We start from the raw sequence: 25366 nt of genomic DNA on the forward strand, positions 1-25366 counted from the left end.
GTGGGGGCAGAGCAGCACCATGGCACAGGGCACGGTCCAGGTGACGCACACCGGCACATCGCGGTGGCGGCGCCGCACGGGCGAGTACCCCTCACTCGCCGCAGCCCTGGAGGCCGCAGGGGACGGTGACATCCTCACCGTCGCGCCGGGGACGTACCGCGAGAATCTCGTCGTCCAGCGGGCGGTCACCCTGCGCGGCTCCGAGGGCGCGGTCGGCTCGGTGCGCATCGCGCCCGCCGACGGAGTGCCGCTCACCGTGCGCGCTTCCGCCATCGTCCAGGACCTCCATGTGGAGGGGCAGGACGCGTCAGCGCCCGCGCTGCTGGTCGAGGACGGCACCCCCGAGCTGATCGATCTGCGGATCGTCACCCGTTCCGCTGCCGGTCTCGAAGTGCGCGGCGCGGCCCGCCCCACCGTCCGCCGCTGCACAGTCGACAACCCGGCGGGCGTCGGCATCGGCGTACTGGACGGCGCCGGTGGGGTGTTCGAGGAGTGCGAGGTGGTCTCGGCCGGCCGGTCCGGCGTCTCCGTGGGTGGCGGCGCGCATCCGAGGCTGGAGCGATGCCGGGTGCATCATGCGTCGGGCGCGGGCCTGACCGTCACCGGCGAGGGCAGCGGCCTCGATGCGATCGGCTGCGAGGTGTACGAGATCAAGGGCACCGGCGTCCAGATCGCCTCCCGCGCGAGCGCCCATCTCACCGACTCCACCGTGCACCGCACTTCGGCCGACGGCATAACCCTCGACACGGACGCCGTACTCACGCTGTCCGACTGCGACATCCACGACATCCCGGAGAACGCGATCGATCTGCGCTCCCGGTCCGTGCTCACGCTCACGCGGTCGACGGTGCGCCGCTTCGGGCGCAACGGCCTGTCGGTCTGGGACCCGGGCACGCGGGTGGACGCCAACCAGTGCGAGATCCATGACAGCACGGGCGACTATCCGGCCGTCTGGGTCAGCGACGGCGCGACCGCCGTGCTCGACTCCTGCCGCGTGCACGACGTCCCGGACGCGATCTTCGTACTCGACCGCGGTTCGCGCGCCGATGTCGTCGACAGTGATCTCTCCCAGGTCCGCAACACCGCGGTGTCGGTGAGCGACGGTGCGACGGCGCAGCTCGACGACTGCCGGATCAGGGAGGCGTCCACCGGCGCCTGGTTCCGCGACCACGGCAGCGGCGGCACACTCAACGGCTGCACCATCGACGCCGCACAGACCGGCGTGATCGTCACCAAGGGCGCCGATCCGGTGATCGAACGCTGCACGGTCACCTCGCCCGCAGAGGCCGGTTTCTATGTGTCGGCGGAGGGCCGCGGCACCTTCCGCGGCTGCCGGGTCACGGGCAGCGGAGGCTACGGCTTCCATGTGATGGACGGCTGCCGTACGACACTGAGCCGCTGCCGCACCGAGCGATGTGCGCGCGGCGGTTACGAGCTGGCGGAGGACGACGGCTCGGTCGTCGAGGACTGCACCAGCGACGAGAGCGGCGTACGGCCGGGGGCCGAGCAGACGACGGCCGTGCTGACCGCGACGCAGTCGCCGGGGCTGCTCGGCGCGATCCCCGACCAGCGCGCCCCCGAGGCCGCGCCGGCCGAGCCCGTACGCACCTCGGGCGCGGTCCTCGGCGAACTGGACGCGCTGGTCGGCCTGGACAGCGTCAAGCGCGAGGTCCGCACGCTCACCAACATGATCGAGGTCGGCAGGCGCCGCCAGGAGGCAGGGCTGAAGGCCGCCTCCGCCCGCCGTCACCTGGTTTTCACCGGCTCCCCCGGCACCGGCAAGACGACCGTGGCACGGCTGTACGGCGAGATCCTGGCCTCGCTCGGGGTGCTGGAGCGCGGCCATCTCGTCGAGGTCTCCCGGGTGGACCTGGTCGGCGAGCACATCGGCTCCACCGCGATCCGCACCCAGGAGGCGTTCGACCGGGCGCGCGGCGGAGTGCTCTTCATCGACGAGGCGTACGCCCTGTCTCCCGAGGACTCCGGGCGGGACTTCGGCAAGGAGGCCATCGACACGCTGGTGAAGCTGATGGAGGACCACCGGGACGCCGTCGTGGTGATCGTCGCCGGGTACACGGCGGAGATGGAGCGGTTTCTGTCCGTCAACCCCGGTGTGGCGTCCCGTTTTTCGCGGACCATCACCTTCAGCGACTATGTGCCCGAGGAGCTGCTGCGGATCGTGGAGCAGCAGGCCGAGGAGCATGAGTACCGGCTGGGCACGGGCACCGGCGAGGCGCTGCTGAAGTACTTCACCGCGCTGCCCAAGGGGCCCGCCTTCGGCAACGGCCGCACCGCCCGCCAGACCTTCGAGTCGATGGTCGAGCGGCACGCGGGCCGGGTCGCCGAGCTCGCCGAGGCGAGCACCGACGACCTGACCCTGCTCTACCCGGAGGATCTGCCCGAACTGCCCTGAGCTTGGGCCTGACCCGGGGCCTGAGTCCCCGCCTGACCGTGACCCGGGGCCTGAGTCCCCGCCTGGACCTGCCGGGGCACCGCCGGGGTGAGCCGGTCGAGAAGCTCCCGGCGTTCCCTGTCGAAGGCCTTGTCGGCCTGGTACTCGGAGTGCCCAAGGATCGGTTCCGGCAGCGGATGCCGTTCCGAACGCCCGTACACCACCGGGTCTTTGAGTGCATCCCGGTCCACCGCGGGGTGTTCGCCCTCAGCGGGGACCAGCACCGGCCCGCCGATCGGGTCAGTACGCCGCCACAGATTGCGCCAGCAGCTCACCTCGCTGCGCAGCTCGCGCAGGGCGACGGGTCCGAAGTACGCGGGGAACCAGCGGCCGTAGAGCCGCTCCAGGGGTGATCCGTACGTCAGCAGCGCCACCCGGCGGCGGGTGGCGGCGGGCAGCTGCCAGACGGCCGCCGCGGCCAGCACACTGCCCTGCGAATGGCCGGAGATGACGAGCCGTCCGCCGGTGAGTCCGGTCCAGGTGCACATCCGCCAGGTGAGGTCGGGGACGGCACGCTCCGCGTAGCAAGGGGGTGCGAAGGGGTGTGCCGCGCGCGGCCAGAAGGTGCCGACGTCCCAGAGGATGCCGATGGTGCGCCGGGCCGAGGCGTCTCGGTAGGCGCGGCGGCCCCAGGTGACGAAGAGTATGAATCCGAAGCCGATCAGCCAGGAGCCGAGGGACTGTGCGGCCTCCGCTGCGGACTCGACGAAGCCGTCGCTGTGACCGAAGGCCCTGCCGGGCACTTCGCCGCTCGCCCAGGCGCCGGCGACCGCGCCCGCGCCGAGGAGCAGGGTGGCGCCGGAGACGATGCCGACGAACCAGGGGGCGGCGTCGGTGAGGGCGGCCCGGGCGCGGGTGCCCGCTATCCGCCGGGTGCGGACGGCGTCCGGGCGGCCCTCGTCGTAGTCCGCCTCGACCGGGCCCGCGAGCCGGCGGGCCTTCAGCCAGGTCCGTGCGGCAAGGACGACGGCGGGGACGAACAGGACGATCAGCAGCACGGGGATGACCGAGGCCTGCCAGCTGAGCAGCACCGGAGGCCCTGGAATCGAGCCCTCCCCGTCCATGCCAGGCGTGCCGGGGCCGTCCAGCCAGTCGGCCACACGCTGAGCGACTCCGCCGGTCATCACCCCGCCCAGGGCGCAGGCGAGCATCGCGACGGCGGGCCCGCCGAAGCCGGACATGGCGGTACGCGGGTGGCGCGCGCGGCGGTGCAGGACGCGTGCCGCCATTGCGAGGGAAACAACCAGGGCGCCCTGGACGAGGGCGATGACGCGGAAGGTGACATCGCCGGGGAGGGTGGCGCTGGAGACCCAGCCGGGGCGGGACCAGGAGGCGTACAGCAGGGACAGAACGAGCAGTACGAGGGCGGTGCCGGGCAGATAGCGGACGGCGGCGCGATCGATGCGGGCGTCGATCCGCCGCTCGCTGCGGCCCCTGCGGATGACGACCCAGAGCACGGCGAGCAGCGCCACGACGAGAGCTGCCTCCAGCAGGAGGCCGCAGATTTCCAGCGCCGTGCCGGAGGCTCGGCGGTCATGGCGGGCGGCGGCCCCTGCGACCGCGGCGGAGACGGTCAGGAATCCGGCTGCGGTGTGCGCGGCGCGCAGCCGGGCGACGAGCCGGCGACCGTACCAGAATCCGGGCCTGCCGAGCGCGGGCCGCACGGTCGGCTTCGTGCCGCCCGTATCTTCGCCCTTGTCCCCGTCCCCGTCCGCGTCCTCGTCCGGGCCTTCCTCGCCCTCCTCCATGTCTTCGCCGGTCGGCGGCCGCTGCGATTCGTACGCGCTCCAGGTGCGGTTGGAGAGGTACCACAGCAGCCCCACCAGCGCGGCCGGAACAACCGCGGCGAGCGCGAGACGGCGGCCCGGTTGCGACCACCAGCCGCCCTGAGCGCTCGACAGGAAGCCGAGCCAGGACCTCTCCCGGGTGCAGTCGGGAGAGCCCGCGCACTGCCACGCCACCAGGTCCAGCGCGACCTCGCAGGCGGCGGCCGTCAGCAGCACGGTGAGGCTGAGCGCGACAAGCCGCACCAGCACTCCGTATAACCGGGTCGTCCTGGCGCGGCCCCTGGCGCGGGGCCGCATCCAGTGCGCGAGGTTGACCACCATGAAGGGGAGCAGCAGCAGCCACAGGGCCCGCGCGCCGTTGCCCGAGGTGAGGTTGGACCAGCAGTACGCCTCGGGGATGGGCCGGTCCGCGTACCGCTCGGGGTGGCGCTCCGCCTCCTCGTCGTCGGTGCGCCGGAACACCGCGGCTTTCTCGTCGCCGGAGATCCGGACCGTACGTGGGTCGCCGAGCATGTCCTGCGGGGTGGCGCCGCCGACGCCGTGGACCAGCAGTTCCAGCGCGGGCCCTCCGCTCTGCGGGACCGGAGTGGCAGGGGACACTTCTTTGACTCGCTCTCTCGATGGGAGGATCGATCAGTGCGCGGCCGCGCGGCAGTTCATGACCAGAATCCCGGATCATGGCAGCTCACCGCACGGCTCTCACGGAATCTCCCCGAGACGGGCCGCGTCGCCCGTGCGAGGATGAGCCACCTTCGCCCCAGGCGGTGTACGACGAGCGGTGCACGACGACATGGAAGGACCGGCCCCGGCAGTGACCGACAACCAGAACCTGCTCGCGGAGCAGCGGCGCGCCCTGATCCTCGACGAGGTGCGCAGGCGCGGCGGGGTGCGGGTCAACGAGCTCACCCGCAAGCTCAATGTCTCCGACATGACGGTGCGCCGGGATCTGGACGCCCTGGCCCGGCAGGGGGTCATCGAGAAGGTCCACGGCGGCGCGGTGCCGGTGGTTGAGGCGAGCACGCACGAGCCGGGGTTCGAGGCAAAGTCGGCGCTTGAACTGAGCGCCAAGGAGGACATCGCGCGGGCGGCCGCGCAGATGGCGGTGCCCGGGAGCGCGATCGCGCTGTCCGGCGGCACCACGACCTATGCGCTGGCGCACCATCTGCTGGAGGTGCCGGATCTGACGGTGGTCACCAACTCGGTGCGGGTCGCGGATGTGTTCCACGCGGCGCAACGGGCGGGTGCGGCGGGCGGCCAGCGTTCCGGCGCCGCGACGGTGGTCCTCACCGGCGGTGTGCGTACGCCCTCCGACTCGTTGGTCGGGCCGGTCGCCGACCAGGCGATCCGCTCGCTCCACTTCGATGTGCTGTTCCTCGGGGTGCACGGCATCTCGGTGGAGGCCGGGCTCTCCACGCCGAATCTGGCGGAGGCCGAGACGAACCGCCGCTTCGTCCAGGCCGCGCGCCGGGTCGTGGTGGTCGCCGACCATACGAAGTGGGGGACGGTGGGCCTGAGTTCGTTCGCCCGGCTCGCGGAGGTGGACACGCTGGTGACCGATGCGGGTCTTTCGGCCGAGGCGCGCGAGGAGATCGCGGAGCATCTGCCCGGCCTGGTGGTGGCGGGCGGTCGCGAGGTCGCCGACGGGCAGGACGGCTGACGCCGGGTGACCGCCTTCCGGATCGCACGGGCCGTCACGCTGCCCGCCGATGAGGCCTGGCTGCGGGTCACCGACTGGCGGGCGCACGCCGCTCAGGTGCCGTTGACAACCGTGTCCTCTGTGACGCCGTCGCCCACCCGGGTAGGCACTGTGTTCGTGGCGCGCTCCGGACTGGGCCACTCGGGACTTCGCCGCTCCGAACCTGGCCGCTTCAGGCTTGACCGCTTTGGACTTGACCGCTTCGGACCTGGCCGCTTCGGCTTCGACGATCCGATGGAGGTCGTCCACTGGCAGCCGCCCGAGGACGGCGCACCGGGGCTGTGCCGGCTGGAGAAGCGCGGCCGCGTCATCAAGGGCTGGGCGGAGATCGAGGTGCTCCCTCAGGGGTCTGGCGCCGTGGTGGTCTGGGTGGAGGAGCTCCATATCCGGCTGGTTCCCCGGCTGTTCGACCCGCTGGTCGTCCGGGTGGCGCGGCTGGTGTTCGGCCGCGCGCTGGATGGACTCCTCACACGGCCGAGGCCGCCCGCTACGGACAACTGACGGTCCGCCAGCTATGGTGTGCGGGCCCGCCCCACCCCTCTCCAGCTGGAGGTACGGTCCATGGCACGCCGACTCCGCCCCCTGGAACTCGACTTCGTCCAGTCGGCCCCGCTGCGCCTGGTCTTCTCGGCCGAGTTGTCGGCCTCGCCGCAGGACGTGTACGAAGCGCTCGCCGAGGATGTCCCGGGCTGGGCCTCGTGGTTCACCGCTGTCAGCTCGGCCACGCCCACCCAAGGGGGCGCGGGCCGCGAGATCAGGCTCAAAGGAGGCGTCGTCTTCCTCGAGACGATCCTGGCCACGGACCCCGGCGAGCGGTATGCCTACCGCGTCGACGAGACCAACGCACCTGGCCTTCGTGCCCTGTTGGAGGAGTGGCGGATCACCCCCACCGCGAACGGCACCCGGGTGCAGTGGACCTTCGCGGCGGACGTCCCGGCGCCGCTGCTCGTCGTCCTGAAGCTGGGCCGCCCGGGGCTGGCCACGTCCTTCCGCGGCGCGGTGCGCAATCTCGGCCGCAGGCTCGCCCGGTCCGCCGCGCAGTGACATGAACCGACGCGGTCAGCCGGGCCAGACGCCGCTGTCCAGGAACTCCTCGATCGCCACGGTGTACGGGGCGATGTCCAGGCCCTGTTCGTCCAGCCAGGCGTCGGAGTAGTACTTGTCGAGGTAGCGGTCGCCCGGGTCACAGAGCAGCGTGACCACGCTCCCCTTGCGCCCGTCGACCAGCATCTCGCCGATGATCTTCAGCGCGCTCCACAGGCCGGTGCCGGTGGAGCCGCCCGCCTTGCGGCCGATGGCCGCGTCCAGGGCACGTACGGCGGCGACGCTCGCCGCGTCCGGCACCTTCATCATCCGGTCGATGGCCCCGGGCACGAAGCTCGGCTCCATGCGCGGCCGTCCGATGCCCTCGATGCGGGAGCTGCAGTCACTGCTGGCATACGGATCGCGGTTCGTCCAGCCGTCGAAGAAACAGGAGTTCTCCGGGTCGGGGACGCAGATACGGGTGTCGTGCTGCATGTAGTGGACATAGCGGGCGATGGTCGCCGAGGTGCCGCCGGTGCCGGCCGTCGCGACGATCCACGCGGGCTCGGGATAGCGCTCCAACTTCAGCTGCTGGTAGATCGATTCGGCGATGTTGTTGTTGCCGCGCCAGTCGGTGGCCCGTTCCGCGTAGGTGAACTGGTCCATGTAGTGGCCGCCGGTCCGTTCCGCGAGCGCCGCCGACTCCTCGTACATCTTCCGCGAGTCGTCGACGAAGTAGCACTGGCCGCCGTGGAATTCGATCAGCCGGATCTTCTCGGTGCTGGTGGTTCGCGGCATCACGGCGACGAAGGGGACGCCGATCAGCTTGGCGAAGTACGCCTCGGAGACTGCGGTCGAGCCGCTGGACGCCTCGATAACGGGCTTGCCAGGCCGGATCCAGCCATTGCACAGGCCGTACAGGAACAGCGACCGCGCGAGGCGGTGCTTGAGGCTGCCTGTCGGATGGGTGGACTCGTCCTTGAGGTAGAGATCGATGCCCCACTCCTCGGGCAGCGGGAATCGCAGCAGGTGGGTGTCGGCGGAGCGGTTGGCGTCGGCCTGGACCTTGCGCACCGCCTCCTTCAGCCAGGCCCGGTAATCCGGATCGCTGCGGTCCACATCGACGGTCGGCATCGCCTCGCCCGTCACTGGCTTCTCACTCGTGCTCATGCGCGCCGTTCCTCGTCCTGTCGACTTCGGCCCCCACACGCCACAGTAAGCCCCTCACCTGCACAAACGTTCACTTTGGGCATCCATAGGGGTCACTTGCAGGGCTGGACTGGCCCGGGTCCTTCCCCACGTACTGGTGCATACGCCCGGAGTTGTGCAGACTGCCAACAGGAAACGGTGTGAAGGGGCGGAGAGTCCATGGGGATGGCAGAGCCCGAATTCAGCGCTACGGGCGTACGGATCGAGCGGTGGCCGCGCTCGCTGACGAAGGCCGGACAAGTGCGGATCAAGGACGGCAGGCTGGCACTGCTCACCAGCTACGGCCGGGTGATCGAGAGTGCCCCTGTCCGCGGGGTCAGGGCCGGCAAGCCCTGGTTCGCCGATGAGGCGAGCACGGTGGCGACGGTCAACGGCAAGAGGTACCGGCTCACGATGGGACAGCGCAGCCGCAGGCCTGAGGGCCGGGCGCTGGCCGGGCGCTTCCTGGAGGCGCTGCGCGGCGCAGGCGGCACCAGGAGCTGAGAGTAACCACCCGGGTGCTGCGAGTTGCGGGACCGTGGTCAATGGTTCACGCTGGTTTCACATCACTCAGGGTGCACCGGCGGTCATGCTGCGATCCAGCCCGCCGGACAAATCAGCAGCCAGCCAACTGCTGGATCCGATCCTTCGTCTTCTTCCGGACCTCATTCGGGGAGTCGCAGCCGTGATCAGCCAGCCAAGCAGGCACTGCACGGTGGAGCTCCAGGCCCTGCCGTCGCGGATCGGTCAGGTCCGCAGAATCATCTCGGCGCAATTGCGCTACTGGCATCTCGATCCCTTGATCGACCAGGCAGCACTCGGCGTCACCGAGTTGCTGACCAATGTCCACCAGCACGCCGAGCCGGACAAGATGTGCACCGTGGAGATCGAGCTGCTGCTCGACCGGCTCACGGTCTCGGTTCATGACCACGATCCACGGATCCCGACGGTCGAGGACTCCGACCACTTCGCCACCTCCGGCCGCGGGCTCGCGCTGATAGCGGCGGTGAGCGAGAGCTGGGGCGTACGGCCCCAGGGCGACACCGGGAAGAGCGTCTGGTTCACGCTCTCGGCGCCGTCGCCCGTGGCGCTGCCGCCGTATGCGGTGGTGTACGGGGCGACAACCGACGGCCCCTTGCGCAAACACACCACCGTGCGGTCAACCATCGCGAGCTGACCGGGTCCACTGACCGGGGCTCCGCCCCAGACCCCGGCCCTCAATTGCCGGGCGGCTGGATTTTCAGCCGCACTATTCGGTGGCGATGGCGCGCAGTACGTCCAGGCGGGCGGCGCGGCGCGCGGGCCGCCAGCCCGCAACCGCTCCGGCCAGCAGACCGACCAGCGCGACCACCAGGAGCTGCACCGGCGGTACGGCGAACGCGAAGGCGGTGTCGCCGGCGCCCTCGGACGCCTTGACGAGCACCCAGCCGAGCAGTCCGCCGAGCGCCAGGCCACCTGCCGTGCCGAACGCGGCGACCAGCACCGACTCGTAGCGCACCATCGAGCGCAGCTGGCTCCTGGTCTGTCCGACGGCACGCAACAGCCCCAGTTCCCTGGTGCGTTCGTGGATCGCGAGGGTGAGGGTGTTGGCGATGCCGAGCAGCGCGATCACCACGGCGAGCGCGAGAAGGGCGTAGACCAGGGTGAGCATCATGTCGATGGCCCCGGCCGCGGTCTGCGCGTACTCGTCGCGGGTCTGCACTTCGGGATTGCCGTACGCCGCCGCGGTCTTCTCGACCGCCGCGGTGCCGTCGGCAGTGGACACCCCGTCGTTGAAGCTGACGGCGATCAGGGTGTCGGAGTCCCGTCCCCGGTGCGGGGCCCAGGCCTCGCGGGTGATGACGTAGTCGCCCGCCAGCTCCGACTGCTCGAAGACCGCGCGGACCGTGAAGGTCTGCTTCTTGCCGTCGGTGAAGGCGAGTTCGGCGGTGGAGCCGGGCTTCCAGCCCCGCTTGTCCGCCTCGGTGTCCGCCACGGCCATGCCGTTCGTGCCGAGTCCGTCGAGCGAGCCCCGCACCGTGCCGAGGTCGAAGGCCCTGCCGAGCGCGACCGGGTCGGTGACGGTGAGCCGGCGTCCCGCGCCGTCGACCTCCGCGACGCCCTTGCCGAGGCCTACCGCGGTCTGCACCTCGGGCTGTGCGGCGACGGCCGGGGCGAGCTTCGGGCTGAGTCCGCTGCCACCGGCGCCGAACGCCGGGACGCTGACCGCGACATCGCCCGCGAAGGACCGGGAGACCGACTGGTCCATGGTCGCCTTGAGCGAGGCGCCGAAGACGGTGAACAGGGACACGACAGCCACGCCGATCATCAGCGCGGTCGCGGTGGCGGCGGTGCGCTTGGGGCTGCGCAGGGCGTTGCGCTTGGCCAGGCTGCCGGAGACTCCGCGCAGCCGGTCGAGGGGCCTGCCCAGGGCGCGTACGGCGAGCGAGGAGGCGACAGGACCGAGCACCACGAAGGCGGCCAGGGCCAGCACCGCGCCCGCGGCGGCGAGCCAGATGGACGGGGATGCGACGACGCCGACCAGGATGATGCCGATACCGGCCAGGGCGACGCCCGTTCCGGCGTACGCACGTGTCCGCGAGGCTGCCGAGTGATCGACGGCCGTCTCGCGCAGCGCTGCCAGGGGTGCGGTGCGCCCGGCGCGTACGGCGGGCATCAGAGCGGAGCCGAGGCAGACGAGCACGCCGACAGCGAGCGGCAGCAGCATCGAGACGCCGCTGATCACCAGGCTGCCTTCCGGGAAGGGGAAACCGATGAGGGGGAAGAGCGCCTGGAGTCCGGCGGCGATGCCGATGCCGCCGAGCAGTCCCGCGGCGGACGCGACCAGTGCGACGACGGCCGCTTCGACGAGCGTCGAGCCGAAGACCTGACGGCGGGAGGCGCCGAGCGCGCGCAGCAGCGCGTTCTCACGGGTGCGCTGGGCGATGACGATCGCGAAGGTGTTGTAGATGGAGAAGGTCGCGACCAGCAGCACGATGCCGGAGAAGACCAGCAGCAGGGTGGTGAACAGATTCAGGAACTGACCGGCGATCATGTCCTGGTTCTCTTCGGTGGACTCCTGTCCGGTGATCGCCTCGACTCCCTCGGGGAGCACGGGCGTCAGCGCGTCCACGAGTTCCTGCTGGCTGATGCCGGGGCCAGCCCGCACCTGGATGGAAGCCGCCTCGCCCGGCTTCGGCGTGAGGTACTTCTCGGCGTCGGCCTGGGTCATCCCGGTGTAGGTGACCTGGGCCATGCCGGCCTCGCCGCCGAAGGTGGCCAGGCCGACGACGGTGACCTGCACCGGGTCGGGGGTGCGCAGCACGGTGCGGTCGCCGATCTTCAGCCCGCCCTTGTCGGCGGCACCGCGGTTGACGACGACCTCGCCGCCTCTGGCCGGGGTACGTCCCTCGGCGAGCCGGTACGGGTTGAGCTTCGGGTCGTCGATCCAGTTGCCGGCGACGGTGGGCGGGCCCTGCCCACCGATGGGCTTGCCGTCCGCGCCGACCAACTGTCCGGCGCCCTGGATGCTGGGCACGGCGGCCGCGACGCCGGGCGTCTTCTCGATCTTCGGGACGAGATCCGTGCGCACGGGCTGCCGGGCGCCCTGGCTCTCGCCGGAGACGGTGACGACGTTGGAGCTGCGGACGACGGCGTCGGTGCCGCCGTTGGCGCCGGCGAACATCGTGTCGAAGCTGCCGCGCAATGTGTCGCCCATGACGAGGGTGCCCGCCAGGAAGGCGACGCCGAGCAGTACGGCGGTGAAGGTCCCGGCGAAGCGCCGTTTGTGGGCGCGCAGCGAGTTGAGGCTGATGAGCAGCGAGGCACGGCTGCCACTCATGTCGTCGCCCCATTGGCCTCGAAGGCCTTCAATCGGTCGAGGACGCGATCGGCGGTCGGCGCCTCCATCCGGTCGACGAGCCGCCCGTCGGCGAGGAAGACGACCTCGTCGGCGTGTGCGGCTGCGACCGGGTCGTGGGTGACCATGACGACGGTGCGGTCCGTCTGGCGCACTGCCCGGCCGAGCAGCCGCAGCACCTCTTCGCCCGAGCGGGAGTCTAGGTTGCCGGTGGGCTCGTCGGCGAAGACGACGTCCGGTCGGCCGGCGAAGGCGCGGGCCACGGCGACCCTCTGCTGCTGGCCGCCGGAGAGCTCGCTCGGCCGGTGGTGCAGCCGGTCGCGCAGTCCGACGGTGTCGACGAGGGCGTCGAGCCACTCCTGGTCGGCCCGCTCCCCCGCCAGGTCCATGGGAAGCGTGATGTTCTCGGCGACGGTGAGGGTGGGGATGAGGTTGAACGCCTGGAAGACGAAGCCGATGCGCTCGCGCCGCAGCAGGGTGAGCCTGCGGTCGTCGAGGGCGCTGAGGTCGGTGTCGCCGACGAGGGCGGAGCCCGAGGTGAGGGTGTCGAGTCCGGCGGCGCAGTGCATCAGCGTCGATTTGCCGGAGCCCGAAGGCCCCATGATCGCGGTGAAGCGGCCGACCGGGAAGTCGACGCTCACCCCGTCCAGGGCCCTCACTTCGGTATCGCCCTTGCCGTAGATCTTCACGGCGTCGACGACCCTGGCTGCGGTTCGGGTCCGGGTGGCGGTGGCGGTCATGCCGCACCGTCCTTGCCCACACGGCCGAACTGCTCGTCCAGAACGGACAGCCGCCGCCAGTACTCGTCCTCGTCGATCTCACCGGCGGCGAAGCGGCGGCCGAGCAGTGCGATCGGCGAGTTCTCGCCGTGCGTGGAGCCGGGCCTCTGCGTCGAGCGGGGTCCCTGCCAGGGGCCGCGGCGGCCGCGCCACACTCCGGTGCGGCGCAGAACGGTGACGACGCCGACGACGACGGCCGCCCAGATCAGCGGGAAGAAGAGAATCCACGGGCCTGGCCCGTCTGCGTACGCCAGGGTGTTCATCTCGGCTCAGCTCCTCGGTGGCGATGGTGGTGCGTGGGTTCCTTGTCGCCTTTGAGGCTCCCGCCGGGAGGGGGTCGAAGTCGTCGTACGGCCAGCGGCACTGCGCGTACCACCCGGGGAGTATTCAGGGCTTTCGTGGCTGCTCCCAGCCGCTCTGGATTCTGTACCTACTAGTATGTACAGTGAGCTCATGAGCACACCCGAGCGGCTGATCGAGGCCACCCGCGAGCTGCTGTGGGAGCGCGGCTACGTGGGCACCAGCCCCAAGGCGATCCAGCAGCAGGCCGGGGCCGGCCAGGGCAGCATGTACCACCACTTCACGGGCAAGCCCGATCTGGCGCTGGCCGCGATCCGGCGTACGGCGGAGGAGATGCGGGCCACCGCGGAGGCGGCGCTGAGCGGCGAGGGGACCGCGTACGAGCGGATCAGCGCGTATCTGCTGCGGGAGCGCGATGTGCTGCGCGGCTGCCCGGTGGGACGCCTGACGATGGACCCGGACGTCATCGCGAGCGACGAGCTGCGCGCCCCGGTCGACGAGACGCTGGACTGGCTGCGCGGCCGGCTCGCCACGATCGTCCAGGAAGGCCGGGAGCGGGGAGAGTTGAGCACCGCGCTGGTGCCCGCCGAGATCGCGGCGACGATCGTCGCGACCGTGCAGGGCGGCTATGTGCTGGCTCGCGCGTCCGGCTCGACGGCCGCGTTCGACGCGGGGGTACGGGGGCTGCTCACCCTGCTGCGTACGACCGGGAGGGCCTGATGCATGCCATGCAGTACGAGATCACCTTGCCCGCCGATTACGACATGGGGGTCATCCGCAAGCGGGTCGCGACGAAGGGGCATCTCCTCGACGACTTCTCCGGGCTCGGCCTCAAGGCGTATCTGATGCGCGAGCGCGGCCACGACTCACCGGTGAATCAGTACGCGCCGTTCTATCTGTGGGCCGCTCCCGAGGGCATGAACCGTTTCCTGTGGGGGCCGGGATTCCAGGGCATCGTCGATGACTTCGGGCGGCCCGTGGTGCAGCACTGGACCGGGCTCGCGTACGAGGAGGGGCCTGCGGCCGCCGCCACGCCGCGCACCGCCGTGCGGCGCAGGCAGCGGATTCCGCAGCCTGCTCCGCTCGCCGCGGTGATCGAGGAGGCGGTACGGGAGACGCGGCGCCTAGCGCGGCTGGACGGCGTGGTGTGTGCGGCGCTGGCCGTCGATCCGCGCCACTGGGAGCTGCTGCACTTCACGCTCTGGGAGTACGAAACGCCCGAGGCGACCGGCGACCGCTACGAGGTGCTCCACCTCTCGGCCCCGCGGCGGGACGGGCTCCCCCGCGGGCGACAGTGGTGAGCTCCAGTCGGGGGGTCCGCCTCGCGCCCTCGCCGTCTGGTGGGCCTAGGGAGCGTCTTCCGGCTCGCGTTCCAGTCGGCGCCGCACGCTTTCTTCGTGGATGAGCCGTCCCACGAGCGCCCCTCCGTAGACGACCACGCCGACGCCGACGAGCCAGGACTGAATGACCAGGACAGTTCCGAACGGGCCGTAGGTGACCGCGCTCGACGCGATCAGCGGTGAGAAGACGAGCTGCGAGAAGACCCGCAGGCCGAGCATGCCCAGGGCCGTCGCCATCGCCCCCGGCAGCAGGGCCCGCCAGCGGACCCGGCCGCCGAGCAGCACTCGCTGGGACAGCCAGAAGAAGATGAAGGTGCCGATCAGATCGGCCAGGGCGCCGAGGATCGTCCCCCAGACAGCGTCGGTGGACACGGGCGTGCTGGCGAAGATCACCAGGGAGAAGACGAGCAGGGCCAGCCAGACGACATGCCGCCACATGGTGTGCCAGCGAGCCGTCGGCAGGTCCCAGACCTTCTCGTAGCCGGTCTGTACCGCCGAACCGAAGGTCAGACCGAACACGGTGAGCGCGGCGAGACCGAACGCGGTCGTGCGCTGCAGCGCCTGCCCCGGCAGGCCGAACAGCCGCTCGACCTCGTCCTGGGATGCCTCCGAGACCCCCAGCGCCTGGCCCAGCCAGCGGGCGAAGCCCTGTCCGCTTGCCGGGTCGGCCGCCGCGACGACGATCAGGAGCGGGACAAGCGTGAGAAAGCCGAGTGCGGCGAAGCCCATCGCGCGGTGCATCAGCTCCACCTCGCGGCCGCGGTTCCAGGCGAGCCCGAGGGGTGACGCGAGAATCCTGCTGTGCAGGTTCCGGAGCCGGTGCGCATGGTGCTCCGCGCCGGAAGGCTTCTGGGTCATAGGTCGTCGCCTACCCGAAAGTGCGCCGCGAAGCGTCCATCGTGCCCCCGGACGGGTGTCGTCGCCCGTCAGCCGAGCGCGCCCAGCGGGTCGTCCAGGACCGGCTGCCACGCCAACTCCGCCGCTCCCACCAGACTGTTGTGGTCCAGCGTGCAGGCCAGGATCGGCACTCCGCCGCTGCGACCCCACAGACTGCGGTCGGCGACCACGGCGCGCAGTCGCTCGGGGTCGGCGTCGAGGAGCTCGCGGTGCAGCCCGCCGAGGATGATCCGGTCGGGGTTGAGGATGTTGACCAGCCCGGCGAGCCCGAGGCCGAGGCGGTCGATGAGCTCCTCGCCCGCGTTCCGTACGGCCGGGTCGTCGTACTCCGTACGCAGCAGCTGCCGGGACTGCTGCAGCAGCGAGACCTCGGGGCCCGGGTCGCGGCCCGCGGCGGTGAGGAAGGCGAGCGGGTCGGCCTCGACGTCGAGGCAGCCGCGGCTGCCGCAGTGACAGGGGCGGCCCTCGGGGTTGACGGTGAGATGGCCGACCTCGAGGGCGAGGCCCGAACTGCCGGTGTGCAGACGGCCGTCGAGGACAAGCGCGCCGCCGACGCCGCGGTGACCTGTGGCGACGCAGAGCAGATGCTGGGCGCCGCGGCCCGCGCCGTGCCGGTGCTCGGCGAGCGCCGCGAGGTTGACATCGTTGCCGGTGAAGGCGGGGCCCTGGATGCCCGCCGCGCGTACCCGCTCGGCGAAGATGTCCCGGACGGGGGCGCCTGCGGGCCAGGCGAGGTGCAGCGGGTTGAGAGCGGTGCCGTCAGGCTCGGCGACCGCGGAGGGCACGGCGAGGCCCGCGCCCACGCACCGTCGCCCGCTCTCGTGCAGCAGGGCCGCGCCCGCGTCGACGACCTCGCCGAGCACCTGGGCGGGGTCGGCTGAGACGGCGACGCAGCCGGGGGCGGTGGCGACGGTGCGGCCGCCCAGTCCGACCAGCGCGGCGCGGAATCCGTCGGCGTGCACCTGGGCGGCGAGGACGACGGGACCCGTGTCGTCGACGGAGAGCCGGTGCGAGGGGCGGCCCTGGGAGCCGGCGGCGGCGCCGGGCCGGGAGTCGACCCGGATGAGGCCGAGCGCTTCGAGTTCCGCGGCCACCGCCCCGGCGGTGGCGCGGGTGACGCCGAGTTCGGCGGTGAGCACGGCGCGGGTGGGCGCACGGCCCGTATGAACCAGTTCCAGCGCGGGGCCGAGCGCGCTGCGGCCCCTCTCCGGCCTTGCTTTGGTGGTCGTCGCCTTGCCGTTCATGGAGGCGAGTCTCCCATGATCCGGGGGCTGAGCAGCCGCCTTGTACGGATCGGTCCCCGGCCCCTATGCTGAGTTTGTGCCGCACCTAAACAAACTACGGACGGCCGTTCCGGGGGGACCCGGCGGAAACCCCGCCCCACCCTCCTTGTTCCGCCTCCGTACCGCGCTGACCGTGTTCTTCGCCCTCGACGGCTTTCTCTTCGCCGGCTGGGTGGTCCGCATCCCCGCGATCAAGCAGCAGACCGGCTCGTCAGCGAGCGATCTGGGGCTGGCGCTGCTCGGGGTCTCGGCGGGCGCGGTGGTGACGATGACGCTGACCGGCCGGCTCTGCCGCCGGTTCGGCAGCCATCCGATGACCGTCGTCAGCGCCGTACTGCTGCCTCTGAGCATCGCGCTCCCGCCGTTGACGCACTCGGCGCTCGCCCTCGGCCTTGTGCTGCTGGTCTTCGGTGCGGCGTACGGCGGAATCAATGTCGCGATGAACAGCGCGGCGGTCGATCTGGTCGCGACCATGCGACGGCCGGTGATGCCGAGCTTCCACGCGGCGTTCAGCCTCGGCGGCATGATCGGCGCGGGGCTCGGCGGTCTGGTCGCGGGCGGCCTCTCCCCCACCGCGCATCTGCTCACCCTCACCGCCGTCGGCCTGCTGGTCACCGCCGTCGCGGGACCCGTTCTACTGCGCCACCCGGCACCGGCAGCCGGGCCCGCGGCGAAGGAGTCGGTGCCGCGCCGGCTGAAGGGGCGTACGCGCCAACTCGTCGTCCTCTTCGGCGTGATCGCACTCTGCACGGCGTACGGAGAAGGTGCGCTGGCCGACTGGGGCGCGCTCCACCTTGAAGAGGATCTGCACGCACACCCCGGCGTCGCCGCCGCCGGATACTCCCTCTTCGCGCTGGCCATGACGGCCGGCCGGCTCTCCGGCACGGCCATGCTGGAGCGGCTCGGCCAGACCCGCACCCTAGTCGCGGGCGGCACGACGGCCGCGGCCGGCATGCTGCTCGGCGCGCTCGCGCCCAGCGTGTGGCTCGCGCTGCTGGGCTTCGCCGTCACCGGCCTGGGCCTCGCGAACATCTTCCCGGTGGCGGTGGCCAGGGCGGGCGCGCTGGCCGGCCCCGGCGGGGTCGCGGCCGCGTCCACGCTCGGCTACGGCGGGATGCTGCTCGGGCCGCCCGCGATCGGCTTCCTCGCCGACTGGTTCTCGCTGCCCGTGGCGCTGACGACGGTGGCCGCCCTCGCGGGTGGCGCGGCACTGCTGGGGTACACGGCCCGCAATGCGTCGGCGCCGCGGGACGACTGAGTAGCCGGGGGACAACTGAGTAGGCGTACTCAGGCAGAACCACCGCCCCGGACGCACCATGGGAGCAATGACGTCCAGGTGGGGAGAAGGCCATGAAGTCTGAACGGCTCGGCACGCTGACGCGACTCGCCTTCGGCAATCGCGCCTCTCAGGCGTATCTGTTGCTGGTCGCCGTGGCAACGGTCTACGTCACGATCGACACCGTCTTCGTCCATCACGAGGACGCCTCGTTCGCCGGCATATGGCTGTTCCTGCTGACCGCTCCGACCGTGTTCGGCTTCTTCGTCGTCGGCTCGATGTTCGGCGAGGCGGTCTCCTCGGCCGCGTGGTTCATGTACACCGCCCTGGTTCTGTCGGTGCTCATCCAGTCCGTCGCCCTCGGTTTCTTCGTACAGCTGCTGCGCGGACGCCCGCGCTCCGCGCACCCCCAGGGGGCTTGAGCCCAGTGGCACAATTTCCCGCATGGAGACCGCCGAGCTGATCAAATCCCTCGTCCGTGAGGGCCAACTGCTGGCCGCGGCCGCCGTCGAAGCGGGCCCGGGCGCGAGAGTGCCGACGTGCCCCGGCTGGCAGGTGCGGGACGTGCTCAGGCACACGGGCATGGTCCACCGCTGGGCGACGGCCTTCGTCACCGAGGGATACGTCGGCTTCCACCCCGCCGATGAGCTGTCGCAGCTCGACGGTGACGAGCTGGTGGAGTGGTTCAGGGACGGGCACGGTCTGCTGGTGGCGGCGCTGAGCGAGGCGCCCGCGGACGTGGAGTGCTGGACCTTCCTGCCCGCGCCGTCGCCGCTCGCGTTCTGGGCCCGGCGGCAGGCGCACGAGACCGCGATCCACCGCGCCGACGTCGAGTCGGCCCTGGGCGGCAAGCCCAGTCCGATCGCCGCGGAGTTCGCGGCCGACGGCATCGCGGAGCTGCTGACCGGCTTCCACGCACGCTCCCGGAGCCGGGTGCGCTCCGAGGCACCGCGCTCACTGCGCGTTCGGCCGATCGACACCGATGACGTGTGGACCGTATGGGTATCGACGGACGCGCCCCGCACGGAACCCAGCGAAGAGGGTCCCGCGGACTGCGAGTTGAGCGGCAGGGCCGAGCAGCTCTATCTGACGCTCTGGAACCGGCTGCCGCAGACCGCTGTGTCCGTCACGGGCGACGCGGAGCTCGCGAAGCTGTGGCGCGAGCAGTCCGCCGTCACCTGGTCATAGACGGTCACACGGACTTACGCGGACGGGCCCGGACTTACGCGGACGGGCCCGGGCTTACACCGACGGGCCGGGCTTACTCGGACGGGCCCGGCAGCATCCGGGACAGCACCGCGCGCTGCAGCGGCTGCACCTCGGCATGGCGTGCCCGGCCCGCTTCGGTCAGCGAGACCTGCACACCACGCCGGTCCACGGGGCACATCCCGCGTGTCACAAGACCGTCCTTCTCCAGCCGCGCGATCAACCGCGACAGGGCGCTCTGGCTGAGATGGACCCGGGACGCCAGCTCCTGCACGCGGAAGGAACACCCGCCGTCCTCCGCCTGCTCTTCGGCGAGCACATCGAGGACCTCGAAGTCACTGGCGCCGAGCCCGTGCTGATGCAGCTCGCGGTCGAGCTCGCAGATCGTACGGGCATGCAGCGCGAGGACGTCCCGCCACTCATCCGCGAGCGCTCGCTCGGACTTCTTCGCCGCCATGACCGCACGTTAGCAGAAAAGACCCATTTCGTTGCACCGGAATTAAATGCACTTGCATTCAATGCATGTGCATGTACTGTCCTCTCCATGACCTCTCCGCTCACCGACCACCCCGTAGTGCAGGAGCGCTGGAGCCCGCGGCTGTGGGGCACCCTGCTCGTGCTCTGCGCCGCGATGTTCCTCGACGCCCTCGACGTCTCGATGGTCGGCGTCGCCCTGCCCTCGATCGCCACCGATCTCGACCTGTCCACTTCGACCCTGCAGTGGATCGTCAGCGGCTACATCCTCGGATACGGCGGCCTCCTGCTGCTCGGCGGCCGCGCCGCCGACCTCCTCGGCCGGCGCCGGGTGTTCCTGATCGCGCTCGCCGTCTTCGCGCTTGCCTCGCTGCTCGGGGGACTCGTCGACTCCGGACCGCTGCTGATCGCCAGCCGCTTCATCAAGGGGCTGAGCGCCGCGTTCACCGCGCCCGCCGGGCTCTCGATCATCACCACGACCTTCAAGGAAGGACCTCAGCGCAACCGCGCGCTCGCCATCTACACCACCTGCGCCGCCACCGGCTTCTCCATGGGCCTGGTGCTGTCCGGGCTGCTCACCGAGGTGAGCTGGCGGCTGACGATGCTGCTGCCCGCGCCCATCGCCCTGATCGCGCTCGTGGCCGGCATCAAGCTGATCCCGCAGAGCAGCCGTGAAGACTCCGGCAAGGGGTACGACGTGCCGGGCGCCGTCACCGGTACGGCCTCGATGCTGCTGCTGGTCTTCACCGTCGTACAGGCCCCCGAAGCGGGCTGGGCCTCGGCCCGCACCCTGCTGTCCTTCCTGGCCGTCGCCGTGCTGCTCACCGCCTTCGTCACCATCGAACGGCGCAGCTCGCACCCGCTGATCCGGCTGGGTGTGCTGCGCGCGGGCAGCCAGATCCGGGCCAATCTCGGCGCGGCCTTCTTCTTCGGCTCGTATGTCGGTTTCCAGTTCCTCGTCACGCAGTACATGCAGTCCCTGCTCGGCTGGTCGGCGCTGCAGACGGCGCTGGCCTTCCTTCCGGCAGGCGCGCTGGTGGCGCTCTCCTCGACAAAGATCGGCTCGGTCGTGGACCGGTTCGGCACGCCACGTGTGATCGCCGTCGGCTTCACGCTGCTGGTGGTCGCGTACGCGCTCTTCCTCCAGATCGACCTCACGCCGAGCTACGCCGCTGTGATCCTGCCGTCGATGCTGCTGCTCGGCGCGGCCTGCGCACTGGTCTTCCCCTCGCTCAACATCCAGGCCACCAACGGGGTGGAGGACCACGAACAGGGCATGGTCTCCGGCCTGCTGAACACCTCGATCCAGGTCGGCGGGGCCATCTTCCTGGCCGTGGTCACCGCGGTGATCACCGCGAGCGGCAGCGACGGCGGCTCCCCGCAGGAGGTTCTGGACAGCTTCCGCCCCGGCCTGGTGGTGGTGACGGCGGTCGCGGCGGCCGGACTGCTCACCACACTGACGGGACTGCGCACCCGGCGCGGACCCGGTCGCCAAAAGACCGTCCTGGTCGCGAAGTCCGTACCGGATTCCGAGCCCGAGCGGGTGACGGTCGGCGACTGACCGACGCCACGCTCCGGAGGGGGGCGGCGGCCGGCGGGACTCCTTGCCCGTCGGCCGCCGCCCCTGTGACACTTCGGTCATGGGGCGACGTACACAGGCGGACCGGGACGCGATGACAGTCGAGATCGGCTACGCGCTCATCAGCGCGACACTGGTCGCGGCACTGGCCTTCGGTGCGATCGCGGGACCGAAGCTGATGTTCACCATGTCGTACGCCGCCGAGCGCGGGCTGCTCGTCGCGGGCGGGGCAGCGGCCGCGATCGCCTTCGTCGTACGCGTCGTGACCGTGCTGTGGCGCTTTTCCCGGGCGCCCGGTCAGCCCAGCCAGCCCGGTCGCACCAGCCCCGACTCGTAGGCCAGCACCACCAGTTGGGCCCGGTCGCGGGCGCCGAGCTTCACCATGGTGCGGCTCACATGGGTCTTGGCGGTGAGCGGGCTGACGACCAGCCGACGGGCGATCTCCTCGTTGGACAGACCGATGCCGACCAGGGCCATCACCTCGCGCTCCCGTTCGGTGAGCTCGCCGAGGCGCTCGGCGTCCGCGGGCGGCTTGGAGCGGGCCGCGAACTCCGCGATCAGCCGGCGCGTCACCCCCGGGGACAGCAGCGCGTCCCCCTCCACCACCGCCCTTACCGCACGCAGCAGTTCCTCCGGTTCGGTGTCCTTCACCAGGAAGCCCGACGCGCCGGAGCGGATCGCCTCGAAGACGTACTCATCGAGCTCGAAGGTGGTGAGCATGACCACCTTCACGCCGTCCAGCCGCTCGTCCCCGGTGATCCGGCGGGTGGCGGCGAGGCCGTCCAGCCGGGGCATCCGGATGTCCATCAGTACGACATCGGGGCGCAGTTCGCCCACCAGCCGCACCGCCTCCTCGCCGTCGGCGGCCTCGCCCGCCACCTCGATGTCCTGCTGGGCATCGAGCAGCGCCCTGAACCCTGCCCTGACCAGCAGCTGATCGTCGGCGAGCAATACCCGGATCACATCGTCTCCTTAGGCTGCACCGGGAGGTCGGCCCACACCCGGAAGCCGCCGTCCGGCCGTGGACCGGCCTCGATCGTGCCACCGAGCGCGGCGGCCCGCTCCCGCATTCCGACAAGGCCGTTGCCGCTGCCTCCCGCGTCCGATCCGGTGGCCGGGCCTTCGTCGTCGATCCGCAGACCGAGCCGGCCGGGCGCGTAGGTGATCCGCACCCGCGCGGTGCGCGATCCCGAATGCCGTACGACGTTGGTCAGGGCCTCCTGGACGATCCGGAAGGCGGCGAGGTCGGTGCCGGGCGGCAGCGCCGCACGCTCGCCCTCCGTTACGACCTTGACGCTCAGCCCGGCGCTCGCGGCCTGTTCGACGAGCTCGGGCAGCCGGTCGAGACCGGGCACGGGCGCGCGCGGGGCGTCTCCGGGCGTGCGCAGCGTGTCGAGCACCTGGCGCACCTCGCCCAGCGCCTCCTTGCTCGCCGCCTTGATGGTGGTGAGCGCGGTGCGGGCCTGCTCGGGGCTCGTGTCGAGGAGCGCGAGGCCGACGCCCGCCTGGACGTTGATGACCGAGATGGAGTGCGCGAGGACGTCGTGCAGTTCACGCGCGATCCGCAGCCGCTCCTCGTCGGCGCGGCGCTTCTCGGCGGCGGCGCGCTCCTCGCGCTCACGGGCCCAGACCTCACGTCGTACGCGTACGAGCTCGGAGGCCGCGAGGATCGCCACCGCCCAGGCGGCGATGAACAGGTCCTGCCCCCAGGGCGTGGCGTCGTCCTTCTCAGGCGGCAGATATTGGTAGAGCCAGTGCCCGATCAGCACATGCCCCACCCAGAAACCGCCAGTCGCCCACCAGGCAGCGCGCCGATGCCCGGAGACGACGGCCGCGAAAGCGGCCACGGCGAGGATGAAGAGGACCGGTCCGTAGGGATAGCCCGCACCGAAGTAGATGAGCGTCACCGCCGAGACGCCGAAGACGGAGACGACCGGCCATCGGTTGCGCAGCAGAAGCAGGGCGGGGCCCGCCAGCAGCAGCACCCGCGCGAAGGCGTCGAGCGGCTCGCGGTCCGGCTGGCCGTGCGCCGCGAACCCCGACCCCACCATGACGAACACGGCCACTGCGAGGGTCGACGGCCAGGGCAGTCTGGCGGTGTTCCGCCGCGCCTGCCAATGACGCAAGCCCGGTGGTCCGCCCCGTGCCCACGGGGGACCACCGCACATGCCGGTGCGCTGCTCTTCCATAACGGCCACGCTAGACCGGGCCCGGGCGGGCGGGCGTCAGCCAGGCGTGGCGATCACGCGTACTCCCTGCGCAGTACGGCGTCGGGGTCGCGGCCCGCACGAACGGGGGCCGTGGTGGGCGTCGCGAACAGTGGAGATCAAGGCGATGCCGACGTCGATCCGGTGCAGACTGCTGTCAACGGGGAGCACTGCTCGCTCGCACCAGCTGACGCAGGGAGATCGCCATGTCGCAGGCGCACTACATCAAGCCCGGCCGGTTGGACAACATCCTCAACGGTGCCATCGGCTGGCTCGCCCGCCGCGGTATCAGCCTGATGGGCACCGCTGAGCTCTCCGTACGCGGCCGCACCAGCGGCGAGTGGCGGCGCATCCCGGTCAACCCGCTCCCCTACGAGGGCGGCCCGTACCTGATCTCGGCGCGCGGCCACTCCCAGTGGGTGCGCAATCTGCGCGCCGCGGGCGGCGGGAAGCTCCAGGTCGGCCGCAAGACCAAGCAGTTCACCGCGGTGGAGCTGCCCGACGAGGAGAAGCCCGTCCTGCTGCGGACCTACCTCGAGCGCTGGGGCTGGGAGGTCGGCCGGTTCTTCGGGGAGATCAACGCCAAGTCCACGGACGAGGAGCTGCTCGCCGCGGCGCACAAGCACCCCGTCTTCCGGATAACCGTGACCAAGTGAGCCGAGCGGCCCAGTGTCGCGCCCCGCGCGCTAGGCGCGCCGGTCCATCGCTTCCAGCGCCCGCCGCGCCACCGCATGCGTACGCACAATCCCGGCCAGCGTCGTCGACCCGCGCGTGATGTCCGCGAACGCCTTCCACGCGGGTCTGAAGCCGGTGATCACCGCGTGCAGCAGCCCCGGGCGGCGCTCGAAGAGGGCGAGCATCCGCCGCCCGACCCCCATCTCCACACCCAGTCCCGCCTTGATCGCGAACGCGTAGTTCAGCGCCTGCCGGCGGGCGTCCACGGCGTCGTGGGCCTCCGAGATCCGTACCGCCCACTCCCCCGCGAGCCGCCCCGACCGCAGCGCGAAGGAGATGCCCTCCCGAGTCCACGGCTCAAGGAGCCCTGCCGCGTCACCGCAGACCAGCACCCGCCCGCGCGACAGCGGCGAGTCGTCGCTGCGGCACCGGGTCAGATGCCCCGAGGAGATCGCCGGCTCGAATCCGGCGAGCCCCAGCCGGGCGATGAAGTCCTCCAGATACCGCTTGGTCGCCGCGCCCTCGCCGCGGGCCGAGATCACCCCGACGGTGAGCGTCTGCCCCTTGGGGAACACCCAGCCGTAACTCCCGGGCATCGGTCCCCAGTCGATGAGCACCCGCCCCGCCCAGTCCTCGGCCACCGTCGCCGGCACCGGAATCTCCGCCTCCAGACCGAGGTCCACCTGGTCGAGCTTCACCCCGACGTGCGCCCCTATCCGGCTGGCACTGCCGTCCGCGCCGACGACCGCGCGCGCGAGCACCGTCTCGCCGTCCGCCAGCATCACGGCGACCGTGCGCCGGTCCGGCACGGCGGGTCCGTGCTGCTCGACCCGGGAGACCGTCGCACCCGTACGCAGCACGGCGCCGGCCTTCTGTGCCTGCTCGACCAGGCCGGCGTCGAACTCGGGGCGATTGATGAGGCCGAAGAGCATCCGCTTGGAGCGGCGCGTACGCGTCAGCCTGCCGTTCAGCGAGAAGGTGACGGCGTGCACCCTGTCCCGCAGCGGCAGCTCGAAGCCGGGCGGCAGGCTGTCGCGCGAGGGGCCGATGATCCCTCCGCCGCAGGTTTTGTAGCGGGGCAGCTCGGCCTTCTCCAGCAGGAGTACCTGACGGCCCGCGACTGCCGCCGCATAGGCCGCCGAGGCCCCGGCGGGCCCTGCGCCGACCACGACGACATCCCACACCGGCTCGCCGTGCTCTCCTACGGCGTCTGCGTTCTCGCTGCTCACGATCTGCTTCTGCTCCCGATCCGTTGCGTGACCATGGTCTCGACGGCATCCTACGGCGCGGTCACTTCCTGCCCGTGCGAGGATCAACCACACCGTCGCCTTGCACACATCGCACAACGTCGCACCCACAAGGAGCG

General features: G+C 71.3%; 25 protein-coding genes. 14 read left to right on the top strand and 11 right to left on the bottom strand.

Features of this window, described 5'->3' with window-relative positions; translation table 11 throughout:
- Positions 1 to 19 precede the first annotated feature (19 nt).
- Positions 20 to 2413: a right-handed parallel beta-helix repeat-containing protein gene (locus ACH492_RS13265; protein WP_398985828.1), complete on the top strand. Its 2394-nt coding sequence runs from the start codon at positions 20 to 22 to the stop codon at positions 2411 to 2413.
- Here ACH492_RS13265 and ACH492_RS13270 read toward each other — a convergent pair.
- Entirely contained in the window at positions 2383 to 4839 is a 2457-nt protein-coding gene (locus ACH492_RS13270) for a hypothetical protein (RefSeq protein WP_398985830.1), read from the bottom strand. The genes ACH492_RS13265 and ACH492_RS13270 overlap by 31 nt on opposite strands.
- Positions 4840 to 5050: 211 nt before the next feature.
- Between ACH492_RS13270 and ACH492_RS13275 the strand changes: the two genes are divergently transcribed.
- From ACH492_RS13275 to ACH492_RS13285, 3 genes are read left to right on the top strand one after another with little or no spacing between them, the layout of a single operon-like run.
- Positions 5051 to 5896: a DeoR/GlpR family DNA-binding transcription regulator gene (locus ACH492_RS13275; RefSeq protein ID WP_356225529.1), complete on the top strand. Its 846-nt coding sequence runs from the start codon at positions 5051 to 5053 to the stop codon at positions 5894 to 5896.
- 6 nt (positions 5897 to 5902) lie between these two features.
- A complete protein-coding gene (locus tag ACH492_RS13280) occupies positions 5903 to 6436 on the top strand; it encodes an SRPBCC family protein (protein ID WP_398985832.1) in 534 nt (177 codons plus the stop codon).
- Positions 6437 to 6496: 60 nt separating this feature from the next.
- Positions 6497 to 6979, top strand: a complete 483-nt coding sequence (locus ACH492_RS13285; RefSeq protein ID WP_398985834.1) for an SRPBCC family protein — start codon at positions 6497 to 6499, stop codon at positions 6977 to 6979.
- Between the two features lie 15 nt (positions 6980 to 6994).
- Here ACH492_RS13285 and ACH492_RS13290 read toward each other — a convergent pair whose 3' ends face one another.
- Complete coding sequence (locus ACH492_RS13290) at positions 6995 to 8128, bottom strand: PLP-dependent cysteine synthase family protein (RefSeq protein ID WP_398985836.1); 1134 nt, start codon at positions 8126 to 8128, stop codon at positions 6995 to 6997.
- Positions 8129 to 8326: 198 nt separating this feature from the next.
- Here ACH492_RS13290 and ACH492_RS13295 point away from each other — a divergent pair, with 198 nt between their 5' ends.
- Positions 8327 to 8650 carry a hypothetical protein gene (locus ACH492_RS13295; RefSeq protein WP_398985838.1) on the top strand — a complete coding sequence of 108 codons (324 nt, stop codon included), beginning with the start codon at positions 8327 to 8329 and terminating at the stop codon, positions 8648 to 8650.
- Positions 8651 to 8831: 181 nt separating this feature from the next.
- Positions 8832 to 9323 (top strand): ATP-binding protein, encoded by a 492-nt coding sequence (locus tag ACH492_RS13300; RefSeq protein WP_398985840.1) that lies wholly within the window; start codon positions 8832 to 8834, stop codon positions 9321 to 9323.
- A 72-nt stretch (positions 9324 to 9395) separates the two neighbouring features.
- Here ACH492_RS13300 and ACH492_RS13305 read toward each other — a convergent pair whose 3' ends face one another.
- From ACH492_RS13305 to ACH492_RS13315, 3 genes are read right to left on the bottom strand one after another with little or no spacing between them, the layout of a single operon-like run.
- The gene (locus ACH492_RS13305) at positions 9396 to 11966 is read right to left on the bottom strand and encodes an ABC transporter permease (protein WP_398985842.1); all 2571 of its coding nucleotides are present in this window, start codon (positions 11964 to 11966) and stop codon (positions 9396 to 9398) included.
- A complete protein-coding gene (locus ACH492_RS13310) occupies positions 11963 to 12724 on the bottom strand; it encodes an ABC transporter ATP-binding protein (RefSeq protein WP_398985844.1) in 762 nt (253 codons plus the stop codon). Before ACH492_RS13310 ends, ACH492_RS13305 begins: the two co-directional genes overlap by 4 nt.
- Positions 12721 to 13026 (bottom strand): SHOCT domain-containing protein, encoded by a 306-nt coding sequence (locus ACH492_RS13315; RefSeq protein WP_398985846.1) that lies wholly within the window; start codon positions 13024 to 13026, stop codon positions 12721 to 12723. The genes ACH492_RS13310 and ACH492_RS13315 overlap by 4 nt, the downstream gene beginning before the upstream one ends.
- Before the next feature lie 175 nt (positions 13027 to 13201).
- On the opposite strand from ACH492_RS13315, the gene ACH492_RS13320 reads away from it, so the two are divergent.
- Together ACH492_RS13320 and ACH492_RS13325 are read left to right on the top strand one after the other, a co-directional pair.
- Positions 13202 to 13783 carry a TetR/AcrR family transcriptional regulator gene (locus ACH492_RS13320; protein WP_398985848.1) on the top strand — a complete coding sequence of 194 codons (582 nt, stop codon included), beginning with the start codon at positions 13202 to 13204 and terminating at the stop codon, positions 13781 to 13783.
- Positions 13783 to 14364, top strand: a complete 582-nt coding sequence (locus ACH492_RS13325) for a DUF4865 family protein (protein ID WP_398985850.1) — start codon at positions 13783 to 13785, stop codon at positions 14362 to 14364. Before ACH492_RS13320 ends, ACH492_RS13325 begins: the two co-directional genes overlap by 1 nt.
- Before the next feature lie 45 nt (positions 14365 to 14409).
- Here the strand turns inward: ACH492_RS13325 and ACH492_RS13330 are convergent, their stop codons facing one another.
- Positions 14410 to 15261 (bottom strand): YhjD/YihY/BrkB family envelope integrity protein, encoded by an 852-nt coding sequence (locus ACH492_RS13330; RefSeq protein ID WP_398985852.1) that lies wholly within the window; start codon positions 15259 to 15261, stop codon positions 14410 to 14412.
- A 68-nt stretch (positions 15262 to 15329) separates the two neighbouring features.
- On the bottom strand, positions 15330 to 16544 hold the full coding sequence (locus ACH492_RS13335) for an ROK family protein (protein ID WP_398985854.1): 1215 nt from the start codon (positions 16542 to 16544) through the stop codon (positions 15330 to 15332).
- Between the two features lie 76 nt (positions 16545 to 16620).
- Between ACH492_RS13335 and ACH492_RS13340 the strand changes: the two genes are divergently transcribed.
- The 3 genes from ACH492_RS13340 (at position 16621) to ACH492_RS13350 (ending at position 19047) form a co-directional block, all read left to right on the top strand.
- On the top strand, positions 16621 to 17841 hold the full coding sequence (locus ACH492_RS13340; RefSeq protein WP_398985856.1) for an MFS transporter: 1221 nt from the start codon (positions 16621 to 16623) through the stop codon (positions 17839 to 17841).
- A gap of 92 nt (positions 17842 to 17933) precedes the next feature.
- Entirely contained in the window at positions 17934 to 18281 is a 348-nt protein-coding gene (locus ACH492_RS13345) for an SCO4225 family membrane protein (protein ID WP_398985858.1), read from the top strand.
- Positions 18282 to 18303: 22 nt separating this feature from the next.
- Positions 18304 to 19047 (top strand): maleylpyruvate isomerase family mycothiol-dependent enzyme, encoded by a 744-nt coding sequence (locus tag ACH492_RS13350; RefSeq protein ID WP_398985860.1) that lies wholly within the window; start codon positions 18304 to 18306, stop codon positions 19045 to 19047.
- Positions 19048 to 19120: 73 nt separating this feature from the next.
- Here ACH492_RS13350 and ACH492_RS13355 read toward each other — a convergent pair whose 3' ends face one another.
- Complete coding sequence (locus ACH492_RS13355; RefSeq protein ID WP_398985862.1) at positions 19121 to 19522, bottom strand: MarR family winged helix-turn-helix transcriptional regulator; 402 nt, start codon at positions 19520 to 19522, stop codon at positions 19121 to 19123.
- Positions 19523 to 19609: 87 nt separating this feature from the next.
- Between ACH492_RS13355 and ACH492_RS13360 the strand changes: the two genes are divergently transcribed.
- Positions 19610 to 21100 (top strand): MFS transporter, encoded by a 1491-nt coding sequence (locus ACH492_RS13360; RefSeq protein ID WP_398985864.1) that lies wholly within the window; start codon positions 19610 to 19612, stop codon positions 21098 to 21100.
- Between the two features lie 79 nt (positions 21101 to 21179).
- Positions 21180 to 21455, top strand: a complete 276-nt coding sequence (locus ACH492_RS13365; RefSeq protein ID WP_398985866.1) for a DUF6332 family protein — start codon at positions 21180 to 21182, stop codon at positions 21453 to 21455.
- Here ACH492_RS13365 and ACH492_RS13370 read toward each other — a convergent pair.
- Together ACH492_RS13370 and ACH492_RS13375 are read right to left on the bottom strand one after the other, a co-directional pair.
- Entirely contained in the window at positions 21416 to 22081 is a 666-nt protein-coding gene (locus ACH492_RS13370; protein WP_307664959.1) for a response regulator transcription factor, read from the bottom strand. The genes ACH492_RS13365 and ACH492_RS13370 overlap by 40 nt on opposite strands.
- On the bottom strand, positions 22078 to 23307 hold the full coding sequence (locus ACH492_RS13375; RefSeq protein WP_398985869.1) for a sensor histidine kinase: 1230 nt from the start codon (positions 23305 to 23307) through the stop codon (positions 22078 to 22080). Before ACH492_RS13375 ends, ACH492_RS13370 begins: the two co-directional genes overlap by 4 nt.
- 224 nt (positions 23308 to 23531) lie before the next feature.
- On the opposite strand from ACH492_RS13375, the gene ACH492_RS13380 reads away from it, so the two are divergent.
- Positions 23532 to 23981: a nitroreductase family deazaflavin-dependent oxidoreductase gene (locus tag ACH492_RS13380; protein ID WP_398985871.1), complete on the top strand. Its 450-nt coding sequence runs from the start codon at positions 23532 to 23534 to the stop codon at positions 23979 to 23981.
- 30 nt (positions 23982 to 24011) lie between these two features.
- Here ACH492_RS13380 and ACH492_RS13385 read toward each other — a convergent pair whose 3' ends face one another.
- Complete coding sequence (locus tag ACH492_RS13385; RefSeq protein WP_398985873.1) at positions 24012 to 25229, bottom strand: geranylgeranyl reductase family protein; 1218 nt, start codon at positions 25227 to 25229, stop codon at positions 24012 to 24014.
- Between the last annotated feature and the right edge of the window lie 137 nt (positions 25230 to 25366).

It is taken from the genome of Streptomyces sp. NPDC019443, assembly GCF_044389785.1.
Taxonomy (GTDB): domain Bacteria; phylum Actinomycetota; class Actinomycetes; order Streptomycetales; family Streptomycetaceae; genus Streptomyces.